The organism is Stieleria marina (genome assembly GCA_007741555.1).
Taxonomy (GTDB): domain Bacteria; phylum Planctomycetota; class Planctomycetia; order Pirellulales; family Pirellulaceae; genus K23-9.
This window is the reverse complement of sequence record CP036526.1, coordinates 853410-870326: the sequence shown is the minus strand read 5'-3', so window position 1 is coordinate 870326 and position 16917 is coordinate 853410. Positions and strand designations below refer to the sequence as shown.

The 16917-nt window shown below is 55.5% G+C and carries 12 protein-coding genes and 1 tRNA gene; 6 read left to right on the top strand and 7 right to left on the bottom strand.

What is annotated here, in order from left to right; all coding sequences use genetic code 11:
• Positions 1-33 precede the first annotated feature (33 nt).
• Positions 34-106, top strand: a tRNA-Phe gene (locus tag K239x_RS03185).
• Positions 107-358: 252 nt separating this feature from the next.
• Here the strand turns inward: K239x_RS03185 and K239x_RS03180 are convergent.
• The 3 genes from K239x_RS03180 to K239x_RS03170 form a co-directional block, all read right to left on the bottom strand.
• Positions 359-1693 (bottom strand): Gfo/Idh/MocA family protein, encoded by a 1335-nt coding sequence (locus K239x_RS03180; protein ID WP_145416216.1) that lies wholly within the window; start codon positions 1691-1693, stop codon positions 359-361.
• Positions 1690-3135 (bottom strand): outer membrane protein assembly factor BamB family protein, encoded by a 1446-nt coding sequence (locus K239x_RS03175; RefSeq protein WP_145416215.1) that lies wholly within the window; start codon positions 3133-3135, stop codon positions 1690-1692. The genes K239x_RS03180 and K239x_RS03175 overlap by 4 nt, the downstream gene beginning before the upstream one ends.
• A gap of 197 nt (positions 3136-3332) precedes the next feature.
• Positions 3333-5081 (bottom strand): alanine/glycine:cation symporter family protein, encoded by a 1749-nt coding sequence (locus tag K239x_RS03170; protein ID WP_473163566.1) that lies wholly within the window; start codon positions 5079-5081, stop codon positions 3333-3335.
• Between the two features lie 283 nt (positions 5082-5364).
• On the opposite strand from K239x_RS03170, the gene K239x_RS03165 reads away from it, so the two are divergent.
• Both K239x_RS03165 and K239x_RS03160 read left to right on the top strand, forming a co-directional pair.
• A complete protein-coding gene (locus K239x_RS03165; protein ID WP_145416214.1) occupies positions 5365-6645 on the top strand; it encodes an alkaline phosphatase family protein in 1281 nt (426 codons plus the stop codon).
• Between the two features lie 217 nt (positions 6646-6862).
• A complete protein-coding gene (locus tag K239x_RS03160) occupies positions 6863-9871 on the top strand; it encodes a DUF7133 domain-containing protein (protein WP_145422093.1) in 3009 nt (1002 codons plus the stop codon).
• Positions 9872-9952: 81 nt separating this feature from the next.
• Here the strand turns inward: K239x_RS03160 and K239x_RS03155 are convergent, their stop codons facing one another.
• From K239x_RS03155 to K239x_RS03145, 3 genes are all read right to left on the bottom strand, one after another.
• Positions 9953-10753, bottom strand: a complete 801-nt coding sequence (locus tag K239x_RS03155) for a phosphoribosylformylglycinamidine synthase subunit PurQ (RefSeq protein WP_145416213.1) — start codon at positions 10751-10753, stop codon at positions 9953-9955.
• Positions 10754-10887: 134 nt separating this feature from the next.
• Positions 10888-12321, bottom strand: a complete 1434-nt coding sequence (locus K239x_RS03150) for a sporulation protein (RefSeq protein ID WP_145416212.1) — start codon at positions 12319-12321, stop codon at positions 10888-10890.
• A complete protein-coding gene (locus K239x_RS03145) occupies positions 12296-12970 on the bottom strand; it encodes a hypothetical protein (RefSeq protein ID WP_145416211.1) in 675 nt (224 codons plus the stop codon). Before K239x_RS03145 ends, K239x_RS03150 begins: the two co-directional genes overlap by 26 nt.
• 95 nt (positions 12971-13065) lie before the next feature.
• On the opposite strand from K239x_RS03145, the gene K239x_RS03140 reads away from it, so the two are divergent.
• Both K239x_RS03140 and K239x_RS03135 read left to right on the top strand, forming a co-directional pair.
• Positions 13066-13830, top strand: a complete 765-nt coding sequence (locus K239x_RS03140) for a TVP38/TMEM64 family protein (RefSeq protein WP_145416210.1) — start codon at positions 13066-13068, stop codon at positions 13828-13830.
• Between the two features lie 56 nt (positions 13831-13886).
• Entirely contained in the window at positions 13887-14339 is a 453-nt protein-coding gene (locus K239x_RS03135) for a PH domain-containing protein (RefSeq protein ID WP_419189615.1), read from the top strand.
• On the opposite strand, the gene K239x_RS03130 is transcribed toward K239x_RS03135, so the two are convergent.
• Complete coding sequence (locus tag K239x_RS03130) at positions 14336-15208, bottom strand: class I SAM-dependent methyltransferase (RefSeq protein ID WP_145416209.1); 873 nt, start codon at positions 15206-15208, stop codon at positions 14336-14338. The two genes, K239x_RS03135 and K239x_RS03130, sit on opposite strands and share 4 nt — an antisense overlap.
• A 220-nt stretch (positions 15209-15428) precedes the next feature.
• Between K239x_RS03130 and K239x_RS03125 the strand changes: the two genes are divergently transcribed.
• Entirely contained in the window at positions 15429-16841 is a 1413-nt protein-coding gene (locus tag K239x_RS03125; protein WP_419189614.1) for a C39 family peptidase, read from the top strand.
• The last annotated feature ends 76 nt before the right edge of the window (positions 16842-16917 follow it).

Sequence of the window (16917 nt, the reverse complement as noted above, 5' to 3'; positions counted from 1 at the left end):
AAGTGCTGATCAAGACAGTGGGACCGACACAACGGTCAGATAGCTCAGTTGGTAGAGCACGGCCCTGAAAAGGCCGGTGTCGGCGGTTCGAGCCCGCCTCTGACCACTTTTTCGCGTTAGCCCTTGGAAAAGCTTTTCCAGACTCACTTCCGCGATTCTCTCAGCAAAAACCCAGGCCATTTGTATTTGGCCTGGGTTTTTTTGTGCTTCTTAGGGATTGGGCGATAAGTCTCGGATCTCCCGAACAGAAAAAACGCCATTCGCTTTCAAGAGTCGAATTTCTGCCCAGACAGCGACGGTCAGAACCGCCATTTCAAGCTGGACGAGTGGATCTGGAGCACCGAATCGGGAACCTGACTTAGCTAGTCGCTTCACTGGCAGCTGACAATTCATCGCTGACCGGTGAAATCTGGCTTACCGGTGAAATATCGCTTTCGCTGGCAGATTTTCGCGTCAGCATCGCGTTGGCCTCTTCGTCATCGATAAAACGACGTTCGTCTGCATCCCACTGTAGAGGACGCCCCAATCGCAAACAGATGTTACCGATATGGCAGGTATTCATCGAATCAACCTGACTATCGACGTCGGAATGAGGTTTCGCCCCTGTTTCGATCGATTCGATCAAATTCAGAAAGTGATGGGCTGAAACCTGAGGATCCGACTGGGCCACCAATTTTTCGGCTAGTTTGCCACGGGCCTCCGAACGACTGATGTAGAACTCGCTCTCCTCGCCCTCAAACAGAATCCCAGGCTGTTTGCCAAGCTTCGGCTTACCGCCGCGGACAACCATCGTCACGTCGTTTGGCAGAGCGTAATTCAATTCAAATGTAATCGGCGTATCGTAACCGCCCTGGACGCCAGAAAACCGACCTTGGCCATCAACACGACTGGGATGGTTCTCGCCGTCAGGAAGTGCCCAGCGGGCGATGTCGATGTGGTGGGCGCCCCAACCGCAGAGCTTGCCACCGGCGTAGTCAAACCAATATCGCCAATTGTAGTGACACCTTTCCTCCTGGTAGCCGACCGTTGGCGCCGAACCCAGCCAAGTTTTCCAGTCCAGTGACTCAGGGACTGGCTTGATCGCAAACGGACCTGGCTCAGTCCAAGTGACGCTAGGCAATTCAACGACGATGCGACGGATCTTCCCCAGTTGGCCATCACGTATCAAACGGCAGGCTTTGACAAATCGTGCGTCGGTGCGTTGCTGAGTGCCTGCCTGAAACATGCGACCGGTGCTGCGCACGGCAGACTTCAATTCTTCGCCCTCGGCAACCGTCAACGTGATTGGTTTTTCGCAGTACACGTCCTTGCCAGCGTTCATCGCATCAATTGCGATTTTGACTTTCCAGTGAGTTGGCGTCGCGATAATCACAACATCAATGTCGTCTCGATTCAGCAGTTCGCGATAGTCGGTGTACGTATCCGGGTTGTCATAAATCTGATCCACTGCATTCTGCAGATGAGTCTTATCAACATCCGCTAACGCGACCACCTTGGCGTGCGGTGTGACATAGAAACACATCCCCACTCCGCGACCTCCAGGTGCTGCTCCCACCCCGATGACTCCCACTCGTGTAGGACGAAAACCGCGGGTGATCAAGGCATGATTGCGGTACCGGCGAAATGCAAATGCGGCACCGCCGCCAACCGCAACTGCCGCACCGGCCAACAGCCGTCTGCGTGAACTTTTCATTCTTGACTCTTCCCAATAGCAGCAGTTGTTGACTCAGGTGTTGGCGGCTTATCCAGTTCCCAGCACCAAAGAGTTTTCTCGGAGCGCACGAACAGTCGGTCATTCCAGACCGCTGGCGTCGACTTCGTCGGCTCACCCAAATCAAATCGACTCAAACGCGTGATCTTGTCCTCAACAACTTCTAGCACGGACAAAACACCTTCGTGGTCAATCGCCAGCACTTGGTTGTCTAAACAAATCGGCGAAGAAAACACATCGCCTCCCAGTCTCATACGATCGATCACGTCTCCTGTTTCGACATTCAATAGATGAGCGATGCCATCATCGGTGATGGTCAGCAATCCTTGCGAAACGAGCACGGGACTCACGACGTAGCCCGCGCCACGTTCTTGTTGCCAGACGAGGTGCGACTCGGTGACATCCCCGTTTCCGTCGCCGCGAATACAGATGATCTCCGATTCGGGGCTCGTCGAACTCGCAAACACATGAGTCGGCGAAGCAACCACGCAATTGGCCGCTCGATCCGCAGACCACGCACAGCTCCAGTACTCGCTGCCGGTAAGCGGATTCATGGACAGCACCTCCTTGTGGGTCGCAAGAAGCAATTGGTCGCGTTCGCAGAGTGAAGCGACCACGGGCGTTCCAAAATTCCACTGTGATGGCCGCAAGCGTTTGCGCCAGACGATCTTTCCGCTAGCCGCGTCGACCGCGACAGCAAAGGGTGCATCAAGCCCTTCGACGGCACAAATCACAAGCCCGCGATACAAACAGGGCGAACTTCCGATGCCATGTTGAGTCCAATACGTTCCGATCTCGCAGGACCACGCTTGTTCACCGCTCAAATTGACGGAAGTCAAATAAACCGAACGGTCAACCACGCTGACGGCATAGCTGTGATCGGAATCGACTGCCGGCGTGACGGTGGCATATGAATTATTGGCGTGAATGGGCCCCGGATTTCCAAAGGGAAGATCGACAACCGCCATTTCTTCACCCGCATCAAAGTCAATCGTCACCAACTGATTCGTCTGCTGCTGCTCATCGGTTTGCGTCAGTACAATCCGATTGTTCGCAACCGACGGTGAAGACAGACCTGTTCCGCTGAACGAGTATTTCCAGCGAGGCGACTCCCACGAAACATCGCCCAATTTTTTGGCCGACAACGCATGTGCTTGTTTGGGTCCGCCGCGAAACGACTGCCATGCACGAGTGAGATCAGCGACCTCGGGTTCGGAAGGCGTGAACGGATTTTGAACGTCCGCGTTTCCGCGCTGCGCGATCATGGTCGTGATGGCATCACGTTGCCGGTAAATCACACCGGCGACAAGCATGATCAACACAATCGCCATCAGAAGCCATCCAGCGCGATTCCCTTTGCGAATCATCACCACGCCAACAATCGCGACGATGGCAATGACAAGCAGTGCAACAAGACTTTTCATATAGTTTTCGATAGTTCAATTGCACAAAGACACAGCACGCAGAGGAGCGACGATTGTATCAGTCGCCTAAATGGTTCGCAATTTGGTCCGACCAGCGCGTGCTGCAAAGTACTCGGCTAACTGGCGAAACGGCGATGAAGTCCAACTCCGTTTTTTGGGGCCGAATTGCATACGACCTAAGAGCATCAGACGCACCTCTAACGGCTGTCTCGTTCCGCACATGCGGACAAGTATTTGCGTAGCTCCTCGCGGACTTTGGGAAACAGCAGGAACATCCCAATCATGTTTGGGAACACCATCGCAAAGATCATCGCGTCGGAAAATTCGATGACAGAGCCAAGCGAAATTGCCGATCCAATGACGACCACCACGCAGAACAGCAGCTTGTAGGTCAAGTCAGACGCTTGGCTTTTGCCGAACAAGAACTTCCACGATTGCAATCCGTAATAGGACCACGAGATCATCGTTGAAAAGGCGAACAAGATGATCGCGATCGTCAGTACGTAGCGAAATCCAGGCAAAACACTGTCAAACGCACGCGAGGTCAGGCCCACACCGCCCAGGCTGGTTCCATCGACCATCACGTTTCCGCCGGTCACTTCCCCCCAAACAAAGAGGCCTTCGGTATTAAAAATCACGATCACTATCGCGGTCATCGTGCAGATGACGACCGTATCAATGAACGGCTCCAGCAGCGCCACAATGCCTTCGGACGCGGGATACTTCGTTTTGACGGCCGAGTGAGCAATGGAAGCCGATCCCGTGCCCGCTTCGTTGGAAAAGGCTGCTCGCCGAAAACCTTGAATCAACACACCTAGAAAACCACCCACCGCCGCATCCGTTGTGAACGCGCCGGACACGATTTCACTGATGGCTGCGGGGACGCTGGTCACATTCATCAGAATGATGATCAAAGCAGCGACACAGTAGATGATCGCCATCAGCGGGACGATCTTTTCGGTCCACTTGGCAATGCGTTTGATGCCGCCAATGATCACCACCGCTACCATCGCTGCCATCACAATGCCAATGACCGTGCCTGATGCTCCGGAATCCGGCATCCCCAAGAGCGATTTGATTTGCTGTGCCGCTTGATTGGCCTGAAAAGCATTGCCGCCGCCGAAGGAACCACCGATGCAGAAAAGTGCAAACAACACGCCCAGCACTTTCCCAACGCCGCCCAGTCCCATCCCTGCCAGCCCCTTGGTCAGGTAATACATCGGACCGCCATGGACCGTGCCATCGTCATCGACGTCGCGATATTTGACGCCCAAAGTGCATTCGACAAACTTGGACGACATCCCCAACAGCCCGCACACGATCATCCAAAACGTTGCGCCAGGTCCTCCCGTCGCGACGGCTACCGCAACACCGGCGATGTTGCCCAGTCCGACCGTTCCCGACACCGCTGTCGCCAAAGCTTGGAAGTGCGACACTTCTCCGTCGGCTTCGTCGCGAATCGTATCGACTAAATCGCCATCGACTTCATTGACCTCGACGTGCTTGGGAATGTCCTCTCCTTCTTTTTCCATTTCGTCGTAGTGTCCGCTGACAACGCGAATCGCCAACGGCAACAAACGGACGTTGATAAAACCAAACACGATCGTGAAGAACGCCGCACCGAACACCAACAAGATCAGCACAAATGGCAACGGATCGCTGCCAGGGACCGGCACCTTGGCAAAGACGATGCTGCCCCAGGTATCCGCGACGGGCTTGAAAAGTTTGTCGATTTGTTGGTCCAAGCCAACTGCGACATCCGCAGTGTCCACAACCGAGCTTGCATCGACGGCAGAGCTTGCATCGATCACTTCTGCCGAATCATCGACCACTTCGGCAACCGGTTCGCCGGCCGACGTTTCAACGTCCGACTGAGCGCTTGCGTGGGACGCGGCCGTGAACAGGATCGCAGCAAAGATCAACGCCACGACGGACGAACGTCGCACGGATAGACAAGGTCGGAACATGCTTCAACTTTCCAAATCGTTTGGGTAGAGGTGTCGCCGCCTGGGTGGCTGATAAGATAGGGACGATGTGATTGCGACGTTCCGCCAAGTGATCGCGACGCTCCGCGGCGGTGTGCTGGCCAATCGTTGGCAGCATGACGCCTCGAAAAGTCGCCACAACGAACCGCTAGGATAGCGGACTTTGACTTCAATCGGGGCAACCTCAGTATCTTTCTATCTTTCTTGCTCAGCGATCCAACGACCAAACTGTTTCAAACCAACTGTGAAAAAACTCTGCATCATCAATGTCGTTGGACTCACCCCTGCCCTGCTCCGCGATGCACCGCGGATCGCATCGGTCGGCCAAGCGTCGCCTTGGCAAAGCCCGCTGCCGGCTGTGACCAGCACCTCGCAAGCCACTTTGCTAACTGGTCTGGCCCCTAAAGACCACGGAATCGTTGGCAACGGCTGGTATTTTCGCGACACGCAAGAGATTCGGTTTTGGCAGCAGGCCAACACCCTGATCCAAGGCAAACCGTTTTATGATGACTACGAAACCGCCAAAATGTTCTGGTGGTTCAACCAATCATCGTCCGCAAAATACAGCGCCACGCCCAAACCTCACTACGGATGCGATGGGTCCAAAGTATTTGACGTGTTGGACCACACCCAGTGCGATCTGACCAAGCAACTCGGGCCGTTTCCTTTCTTTAGTTTCTGGGGCCCCGGCGCTGGACTGCCCTGTAGTCAGTGGATTGCCGACGCAACCGCCCTAGTCATGCGACGACAGCAGCCACAACTGACGCTGGCGTATCTTCCGCATCTGGACTACGACTTCCAACGATTGCCTGACCACGATCCGCAGCGAGTCGCCGAAGTTGACGAGTGTGCCGGCCGAATCATTGACGCTGCCGCCCAAACCGATACCAAAGTGGTCGTGGTATCAGAATATGGATTGGCTCCGGTTCATCGCCCGGTCCATATCAATCGACACCTTCGCGATGCCAACTGGCTTTCCGTCCGCGGCGGCCCCTTTGGCGAAATGCTAATGCCGGGCGAATCCGATGCATTTGCCGTCGCGGACCACCAACTGGCGCATGTATACGTGCGCGACCGCTCGCGAATCGCCGAAGTCCAATCGCATCTGCAATCGGTCGAAGGTATCGATCGAGTGGTCGATCCGGCGGAACTGGAACTGGACCATCCCCGCAGTGGCGAACTAATCGCGCTGGCGAAACCTGATTCTTGGTTCACGTACTACTACTGGAACGATGACGCGTTGGCTCCTGACTTTGCGCGTACCGTCGACATCCATCGCAAACCCGGCTATGACCCGTGCGAACTGTTTATCACTAGCAAGCCACGTTTGCTCGCTCGTGTCGCTCAGAAAAAACTAGGTTTCCGCTACAAAATGGATGTCATTCCTTTGGACGCCACCCTGGTACGGGGCAGCCACGGGATTCACCCCGCCGACCCAAATGACGGCCCGCTCGTGATCGGCCCGGAAAATCCCCCGGATGACATGCGTGGATTTTCAGATTACGTGCATCGCCTGTTGAGATAGCGACGCTGGGTGACAAAAATACAGCACAACAGATCCGGCAAGCCGCCGTCGCGGCCCCTGCCCCGTTCCAAATTCGACTCAGGTTGCTTCAGTGAATCATCGTTCGCTCATCACTCTCATTCTTGTCGTGGTTTTCACAGGAATCCCGACAGAGTCTTTCGGCCAGGAATCCAGCTCCAAGGCTCCTCCTTTGACGCCCGCAGAATCCATCGCAACGATGAAGATCCAACCGGGATATCGCGTTGTCCCTGTGCTGACTGAACCCTTTGTCCACGAACCGTCCGTGATCACCTGGGATGGCAACGGGCGAATGTATGTCGTCGAAATGCGAACCTACATGCAGGACATTGATGGGACAAACAAACTGGCCCCCGTCAGCCGCGTCTCACGCCACGAAGACACCAACGCCGATGGAGTCTACGACAAACACACCGTATTCGCCGACAATCTAGTGTTGCCACGCATGGTGCTGCCGCTCTTGGACAGAGTGATCATTGGCGAAACCAATACCTTGGACTTGAAAAGCTACCAAGACACCAACGATGACGGAGTCGCTGACAAGATCGACGTGTGCTACGTCGGCGGCCACCGCGGCGGCAATCTGGAACACCAACCCAGCGGACTGATTTGGAATATCGACAATTGGATTTACACGACCTACACCAACAGTCGGTACCGCTACTCCGACGGCCAGGTCGCCAAGGAACCACTAATCTTCAATACGGGACAATGGGGTTTGACGCATGACAACGTCGGCCGTCTGTTTTTCTCCATCGCGGGTGGCGAAATCCCGGCACTGAATTTCCAACAGCCCGTCGTGTACGGCCAAATCAGTCTTGCCGGTGAACTGACCGATGGCTTTCGCGATGTTTTTCCGATTGACAACATTCCCGATACGCAGGGTGGCTTGAAACGTCTGCGCAGCAACAACACGCTGAATCGCTTTACCGGCGGTGGTGGCCAATCAATCTATCGCGGCAACCAAATGCCAAGTGACTTCGATGGCAACCTGATCCTTTGCGAACCGGTGGGGCGTTTGATTCGCCGCGCCGAAGTCACCGAATCCGACGGCCGAATCACGCTTGCCAATGTTTACCAAGGCGAAGAGTTCATCGCGGCCACCGACCCGAATTTTCGTCCCGTCAATAGTGCCACCGGTCCCGACGGCTGCTTGTACATCGTGGACATGTACCGCGGAATCATTCAAGAAGGAAACTGGGTCCGGGAAGGGTCATATCTACGCGGCGTTGTCCAAGACTACGAACTGGACAAAAACATCGGGCGCGGAAGAATCTACCGCGTCGAACACGAAACCACCCGGCGCGGCCAGCGCCCCAAAATGCTGGACGAAACTCCGGCGCAATTAATCCGGCATCTGTCACACCCCAACGGCTGGTGGCGCAGCGAAGCACAAAAACTAATCGTCCTGCACGGCAACCGCGATATCGCCCCAGTTCTGGCTGAGCTCGCCCACCATGGCAAAACGCCACTAGGTCGGCTGCATGCTTACTGGACCCTTGATGGTCTGGGTGCCATCACGCCACAGATACTGTCGCCCGGATTTACCGACTCCGATGACCGCGTCCGCGCCGCAGCGATGCGAATTGCCGAACCGATGATGGCGACCGATCGCTCCCTGGACACGTTGATCACTCAACTGGGCAATGATCGCTCGCCAACCGTTGTGATTCAAACGCTGCTATCAATCAATCATGGAAAGCATCCCGACGCCGAATCGCTTACCCGTCAAATCTTAAAAACGCATGCCGACGTCGACTCCATCACCTCGATCGCACAACAGTACAAAGCCAATCAAGTCGCGATTCTGGCCGAGCAAAAAAAGATGGCTGAATTGGCGAATCGAAACAAAGCCCTGGCTGAATCAGTCATGCGTGGAAAAACGATCTACTCGACACTTTGCACGACCTGCCATGGGGAAAACGGAAAGGGACACCCATCCCCCAAAGGTGACAACCTGCACCTGGCACCGCCGCTTGCAGGCTCCCTCCGCGTCACCGGACACAAAGAACGGCTAGCACGAATCCTGCTCCACGGTTTGATTGGCCCGATCGACAACAAGACGTATTCCGACGGACTGATGATGCCGCTGGCGGCCAACAACGATCGCTGGATTGCAGATGCCGCCAACTACGTTCGCAATAGCTGGGGCAATCGGGCGGCGATGATAGCCCCCGATGATATCGCCAGAGTCCGTTCCGAATCGCAATCACGAATCGGCCCTTGGACCATCGACGACCTGGCGTACTTTGACCCGCCACCGTTGACCAATCAGTCGCAGTGGAAATTGTCGGCAAGCCTGCAAACGGACAACACTTCGGCTGCCATCGACGGAGACACAACCACACGCTGGAGCACCGGCAAACACCAAGCTTCCGGCCAATGGCTGGCTATTGAATTGCCAGAACCTCTGAAGGTCATGACGTTGGAACTGGATACTCGCAAGGCGAAAACCGATTTCCCACGAGGCTACGTGGTTCACGTTTCGCAAGACGGAAAAACATGGACCGGCCCGGTCGCCAAAGGATACGGCGACGGCCCCATCACGCTGATCGAAATCGATAGTCCGGGACGTGTCAGCCACCTACGAATCACGCAAACCGGATCCAGCCGACGTTCGTATTGGTCGGTCTACGATCTGAAAATCCGAGCGATCCCCAGCGACGCGACGCCGCCGGTTTCCTTGGCCGAATCGCTGGCAAAGGTCGCTGCGACCGAGCTTGCCGCAAATGCTCGGCGCGATGGAGATGCCCGGCGCGGGGCCAAGCTGTTCTTTTCCCAATCGATCTCGTGTGCAAAATGTCACGAGCCAAACTCAGGTCCGCGCCTTGGCCCCAACTTGGCTCAGCGTCGCACAGGCACCACCGACGTCACCTTGGTCGAAGCCGTCCTGGATCCCTCCAAAGAAATCCACCAAGACTTTCAACAGACCTCCGTCCTGACCGGCGATGGATTGATCATCAACGGGTTTCTTGTCTCCGAAGACGACGACACCGTCGTGCTTCGCGATCCCGCCACCGGAAAAGAGTTGCGAATTCCCCAGGATGACGTCGAAGCGATCAAGCCGATGAAGGTCTCAGCGATGCCGCCGGGACTGGTCAACCAACTACGCGACCGCCAGCAGTTCTCGGACCTCATCCGATTTCTAATCGAAGTCAGCCAACAAGGGGAATCAGCCATGACCAAGCTACGAGCAAACGCAAAGTGACCGGCAAGTTGCAAACAAGTGACAGACGATAGCCAGTGATGATTCGCTGCAAAACAGCGTTCCGCCTGGCGGGACAACTGCTTACGCGAACCAGTCGACGGCGTTGCGGAACATTTTCAGTCCGTCGCCGAACTCGGGCTGCTCTTTGCGGCGTGTCCAATACGGGTGGTGCGTTGGATCGATGTGGCGTTCGGGGTGCGGCATCAAACCGAACACACGGCCGCTGGCGTCACAGACGCCCGCCACGTTGGCGTCAGCTCCGTTAGGGTTGGCTGGGAATGGTAAGACCTCGTCTTGAACGACGCCTTTTTCACCCTCGGCGTAGCGAATCGCCAATCGGCCTGCGTCCTTTAACGAATTCAACGCTGCGTCATCGGCGGCGACAAACTTGCCTTCGGCGTGTGCCATCGGCAAATACATGTGGTCGATGTCTTTCAAAAACACGCACGGTGTTTCGTCAACGACCAAATTCACCCAACGATCCTCAAAGCGACCGTGGTTGTTCCAGGTCAACGTAGCAGCCGACGTTTCGCCGCTGCCTACTCCTTCGGTCAAGACTCCCAATCGCATCAGAACTTGCATTCCGTTGCAGATCCCCAGCACTAGTCGGTCACCGTTGCCATGCACAAAGGCATCGACCATGTCGGCCAAATGGCGATTCAAACGAGTCGCCAAAATGCGTCCTGCAGCGATATCGTCGCCGTAACTGAATCCACCCGGCACGCACAAAATCTGATAGCGATCCTTAAGAGCAGGATTCTCGATCAACCGATTAACGTGAACCCGCTCGGTCTCTGCTCCGGCTTGCTCAAACGCGAACGCGGTTTCTTCGTCACAGTTGGTGCCGGGGGCACGCAGGATCAAGACTCGAGGCGACGGCATAGCAAAATTAGGCTGCGAAGGTAGTGATGGGCATCAATGATCAGCGAGTTTACGCAGTCGCCTGGCAATTGAGAACCAGCGGCAGGATCGCAGCCAAAATAGCCGGCATTTCCCGGCAGAATCCGACTCTCGGTTTAAATGACCGCTGAGTTTTCGAGTTTGATCTGCAAACGGCGATGCTGGGCATCCCAGCCCACGATCGTCCCCCGGCCTTTCCACAAATCACGTCCAATTTGCTCGAATTCATCCGCCAAGTCGTGCGGTACGTACAACACCATCGGCAGTGGCGGCTCCGTGAAATGTGCCCAAACGGCATAGCCATCCTTGAAAACATGCGGGTCATCGTCGCCGCTGTACAGCAACCGTCGTTCCACAAACGCGTCAATGTCGAACGTCAGTCCGGATACCGCGCCTGCCAACTCCATGACACTCTCGCGGTCATTCCGCAGCTCCCAAAAATGCTGCGCCGTTTCCGTAAACGTGATCCCAGACGGAGAAACTTCCGCCTCCTGCCCCACCGGCGACACCGCTTGGCTGGTCGCCTCCGCTACAGTCCCCGCTGACGCAGCCGCAGGTTGCATCGGCTTCCCCGATGGCACCACCGCTATCGCAATGTTCTTGGTCCAATCCGGCCAGCGCGGAATATCGATTCGGATCAGCACGTTCCAGATCAGGTCATTGTCCGTCAAATCAACGGAGTACGGAGCGTCGCCAGGCAACTGAACCGCCAACGGAACTCGTTTTTCTTGTCCGGGTTGCAACGTGGTTTCGCCCACCAGCGTTTGCTCTTTTTCAAAGAACACATTGGTGTGCGTTTTGCGATTGCTGCCGCTGCCGCTGACGACCCTCTCTGATGCTTGAAAAGTCAACTTGATCGCATTGATCGAAACAGTCTTGCGAGGTTTGAAAACCAGTTCGCCTTTGACTTCTTCGCCTGGAGAAACTTGATTCGGCGACAGACTGCATTCGACGTTTCCTAGCAGATAGCGAGGCAACAGGACTTTGAATCCATACCCCAAACCCACCAGTAGCGGCACGATCGCAATGGCCAAGAAGACAATCGAGGGGCCACCTGCAGCGATCATTCCTCCGAAGAAGACGACGCAAAAGACGATCGAAAAAATCGAAAACAAAACGCAGCCCAATTTGTTGGACGAAGCCGCGGGATCTTTCCATGCCGCCGACTCAGGCCCGCCCGTCGGTCGCATCAAAAATGTCTGGGACGCCTTAGGATCAAACGCCCATGCGATCTTTGCCTGCGCGGTGATGTTGTGATCAATATTCAGATAGTTGCCGTGATAACTGGGAGGCCAGCTGCCCACCGGCAATTCAAACCGATACTCCGGCGTGTCACCGGATCGCCATTCACCAGTGAACAATGTTTTGGAATTGAAGACACCCGACGTGACGTTGCCGCGGCCGTGGGTTGCCCAGCCGGACGTCACCACCAACCCTTTGGTTTCGACGTTTTTGTCCACGCGAACGCGAACGACTCCCGAGATGGTGCTGCCGCCAGCATGAAGAGCTTGGGGGTCATCCAATTCAATCGACAAATCGCATTTGGCCATGATCAAGTCCTAGAGAAACAAACGATTGAGATTGAACAACGTCGTAAAGGTAGCTTTCCATGCTGCGGACATCGCTGCCGAATTTCCGGACCAATACCGTCGCGTCGTGAAGCGACAGTCGCGGCACTGCCACGTCCGGTTCGCGACGTGACGCTTCGACCCGGCGGTTCAATAGTTTACAAATCAGTTCGGGTGTATTGGCTGCTCCGATCGACTGGGTATCGACGGAATAGCCAAAACGCCGAAGCGATCGCGACAAATCGCGGTGCGTTGCCAAGACCAGTGGCAACCCGGACGCAAAAACGGCCTTGCCAACTTTCCGCGGTAAACGCTGCGCCTCGTCGATCAAAATCGGGCGGCCCACTGCAATCGATGGACACGGACCGTCTTCGGGCAAATACACGTACGACGCATCGGCCATTGCATGTGCCAACGCCAACATTCGTGTCGTTTTGCCACGACCACAATCGCCAATAAACTGCACCGCAGTGTGGTCCTGCGATACTTGCTGAACAATCCCTTGGATGTCGACGACGGCCAACTGAGCACGCTCCGCGCGGGTTAGTTCTCCGAACGGATTGCGCCGAAGGTTGCACCACTGCCACGGCATGGTGGTGCCGCAGGATCGTTCTTGCAGCTCAGTTTTCAAGTTTCAGGTCCAGATAGTTTCGTCAATATTACCGGCATCGACTTTGCTTCCACGGACGTCCACTATGATGGGTGCCACTCGGATCCATCAACCAGATGAACAAACTCATCGCAGAAATTTCCCCCGCATCAGACCCAACGAGACTTCGGCGAAAGTTCGCGCGGTGGCTGTTTTTGTGCTGCTTGCTGTTCATCGGCGTCACACTCGTCGCTACGGGAGGAAAACTAACTTCGCTGCAAAGCTGGCTGAATGAAGCCGGTATGAAGGCGCCGGTTTTGTTTGTTTTGGCGGCGATTGTGTTGATGTCCGTCATCTTGCCAAAAACATTGGTGTCGATCAGCGCCGGAGCCCTTTTCGGAACCGCTACTGGCGCTTGGCTAATTACGATCATCGCAGTCACCGCCGCGGCGATCAATTACGTGATTGGCCGCTGGTGCCTGAGTGTGTGGATCGACGAAAAAGTAGATCGCCGGCCGGCGTCGCAAGCTATTTGGCCGCGAGTACTGCGAGACTTGGCGACGCATGGAGGGCTGGGATTTCACTTGATGTTCCGGTTCGCTCCTATCCCCAGCATGATTGTCAACTATTCGATGGGAGCTTCCAAAGCTCGCGTGACTCCGTTCTTGGTCGGTGCCTTGGTGGGCGTGCTGCCTCAGCTACTGTGGGTCCATGGCGGCACATTGGCCAACGAAAGCCAAGCGGCCGACATCGGGTCTTGGCAATTCATCAGCGCGGCCGTTTCGATTCTGGCCGCCATTGCCATCAGCGTGCTGGTACCACGCGAAGTGATGCGGCGAATCGAAATCGAAAATTCAAAACCGGCCTGCAAACTTGATCCGCCCACGGGATCACTACAATAGCGTTTCGCGACTTCGCGTCCCCCACTCCCCTACCCTGCCCCGTAGTATCTGCCAGCGTGACCAAGTCATCCAGCTCTCCTCCCCGCCCGACCGTTTATGAATCTGCCGTTGACGCGTGGATGCTCGTGTTGATGTTGCTTACTCCGGTGCTGGCTGCCGCGATCGGCATCTACGCGATCGCCGTCGGTCGTCCAGGCGACGCGACTTGGTTGTTTATCACCGGCGCGTCGGCGGCTTTGATAACGGCCGCTTTCGCAGTCCCGTGCCGATACACCATTCTGGAAGACGCGTTGTCGATCCGATGTGGTGTTTGGTTTTATCAAGTGCCGCTGGACAAAATCACGGACGTTTCGCTGTCATCAAGTTGGGCCAGCGGTCCGTCGCTTTCGCTGAAACGCGTCAAAGTACAAACAGATAAACGGCCGCACTTGATCTCGCCCAAATTCCGCGACGATTTCGTTGCCGATCTGCGCAAAGCAGTCAAAGCTGCGCGCAGTGCGTCTGCTTAGAGCACGTCGCGACGCAGCGAAAACACATATTCGTTGCACCCCCACCCGCTTCGAACCGTCACGAGATCGTCCAGCACGAATCCCTTTTGACGAAGCGGCAGGATGACCGCCTCAGGCGTTGCAACCTGAAATGGCAATCCGCCAATCCAGTCCACCCAGTCGTGCCACACCGACATGCCACGGTCTTTCTTCTTGGCTCCCCAGTCAGCAAATGGGAGTGGGTTGCGAAATTTCAAGAGCCGCGAAAGAGCAAACAACAGTTCGTAGAATCCCGCTACCATCAGCACCCAAACGACGCGCAGCGGTTGGGGCAACGCGTGATGCAGTTTTTTGATCGCCAACCAACGACGACTTCCTCCGCCTTGGTCGTTGTAGATCGCGATAAAGAACTTGCCACCGTCGGAAACCCTTTCGCTTGCGATGCGAACAGCACGTTGCATTTCACCGGTGTGATGCAGCACACCCCAAGAATACACCACGTCAAATTCGCCCAAAGAATCCATCAGCGCCTCATCCAGCACGGAACCTTGCTGCACCGTCCAAGTCCCCGACCAAGCTCCCGTTTCATCTGCGATCGCGTCCTTGCAAGCGAACCGGTGTTTCAGTTCGTTCGTACAAGCCACCGACTCAGTGTCGTAGTCAATCGACGTCACATGAGCTCCCAATCGATGAGCGGCCAACGAGAACAAACCGCTCCCGCTACCAATGTCCAAAAACGTCGTGCCTTCCAACGAATCAACGCCCAACCGATCCACCAGCGAGGCGACCGCTTGTTCGATACGTGACTCGTCTAACGCTGTCAGAAACGCTTGCCAGTTCTTTCCAAAAGCGAACCGATCCTGTTCGCAACTCTCTAGTGGGTCCGTCATGTTGCGTAGCAGTCTATCTGAAACGAATCGGGCCGTTGCTACTGGGACGGTCGTTTCGTGACAGTCCAGCGACCAATCGCTATAACCAACGCGATGTTCTGCCGAGTCCCTCCTCAGTAAGGCTACTTCGATGCATTCGTGTTCTACGCTGACGGCCAGGCGGTTCCTTTTCTGCGCACTGCCGTTTTGCCTGACAATTTGCGGGCCCATTTCATGCTCGGTGGCACCCCATATCTGCGGTCAAGCAACGGCGGACGAACCGTCTCATTCGTCCAGCGTTTTGATACGCGACGTTCCGCATGTCCGGCAGAAACCCGATTTTTGCGGTGAAGCCTGCGTGGCAAGCTGGCTACAAAAACTCGGCGCCACCGCGGATCAAGACTCCGTTTTTGACGCCGCCGGTCTCGACCCAACGCTCTTACGCGGCTGCCACACCAAGGAACTGGCGACAGCCATCACCAAGCTGGGTTTTGACCCAGGCCCCGTTTGGAACCGAATCCAAGCCGCCAACCACCCGGCCGAAATCGACCAGCTCTGGCGGACCATGCTGGCTGACCTCCGCCTTGGCACCGCGTCGATCATTTGCATGCGAACAACGAACGACCGTTCGGCATCCGAGCACTTTCGATTGATACTTGGCTACGACGCGGCAACAGACGAAGTGATCTATCACGAACCAGCCGACGACAACGGTGCCTATCGTCGCATGCTGCGCAGCAAACTGCTCTCGCTGTGGCCGCTGAAGTACGAAGAACAAAATTGGCTGGCGATTCGTTTTTCCCTGGCCAGTCGTTCAAAATCCCGGATTCCGTCAGCGACTTTGCTTCAGACAACGGCCGCTGACTACGCCCAACACATCATGCGACTGAAGACGAAGCTGCCCAATGACAATTTCACCATTGTCCTTGAACGCCCTTTTGTTGTGATCGGTGACGAGGACGCAGCGACTGTCCGCCGTCGCAGCAAACAAACGGTCGCGTGGGCGGTCAAACGACTGAAGAAACAGTACTTTGCACGCGACCCCGAACGAATTCTAAACATCTGGCTGTTCCGCGACAAAGCCAGCTACGACACCAACGCAATCCACTTGTTCGGCAGCAAACCATCCACTCCGTATGGATATTATTCCTCATCCAACGACGCCTTGGTGATGAACATTGCGACCGGGGGCGGAACACTGGTTCACGAAATTGTTCACCCATTTGTCGAATCCAACTTCCCACGCTGCCCGGCCTGGCTAAACGAAGGCTTAGGTTCGCTGTATGAACAAAGTAGTTCGCGCGGCGACAAAATCGTCGGTCTTACCAATTGGCGTTTGGCCGGTTTGCAGCGAGCGATCAAAAACAACAGCGTGCCAACATTCGCGCAGCTGTGCGGCACTTCCACCCGAGAGTTTTACGATCAAGATCCTGGCACCAATTACGCTCAAGCTAGATACCTGTGCTACTTCCTGCAAGAAAATGGTTTGCTGGAAAAGTTTTACCACCAGTTTGTCGCCAACCAAAAAGCGGATCCGACGGGCTACCAAACGCTACAAGCGATTTTGCATAGCGACGACCGTATCGACAGCGATATGGATGTGTTCCAAAAATCCTGGCAAGAGTATGTAATGACACTGCGATTTCCGTCGTAGCCTATCGGTGCTACTGTTCACGGCCTGATAAATCCATTTCATCATCGGCACCGCCGACCGCTGCCCTCTTTCGCAG

What these genes read in the sequence shown, in the direction of transcription:
- K239x_RS03180 (WP_145416216.1), bottom strand. Translation starts at nt 1,693, where the DNA reads ATGAAAAGTTCACGCAGACGGCTGTTGGCCGGTGCGGCAGTTGCGGTT.
- K239x_RS03175 (WP_145416215.1), bottom strand. Translation starts at nt 3,135, where the DNA reads ATGAAAAGTCTTGTTGCACTGCTTGTCATTGCCATCGTCGCGATTGTT.
- K239x_RS03160 (WP_145422093.1), top strand. Translation starts at nt 6,863, where the DNA reads ATGAAGATCCAACCGGGATATCGCGTTGTCCCTGTGCTGACTGAACCC.
- K239x_RS03155 (WP_145416213.1), bottom strand. Translation starts at nt 10,753, where the DNA reads ATGCCGTCGCCTCGAGTCTTGATCCTGCGTGCCCCCGGCACCAACTGT.
- K239x_RS03150 (WP_145416212.1), bottom strand. Translation starts at nt 12,321, where the DNA reads ATGGCCAAATGCGATTTGTCGATTGAATTGGATGACCCCCAAGCTCTT.
- K239x_RS03140 (WP_145416210.1), top strand. Translation starts at nt 13,066, where the DNA reads ATGAACAAACTCATCGCAGAAATTTCCCCCGCATCAGACCCAACGAGA.
- K239x_RS03130 (WP_145416209.1), bottom strand. Translation starts at nt 15,208, where the DNA reads ATGACGGACCCACTAGAGAGTTGCGAACAGGATCGGTTCGCTTTTGGA.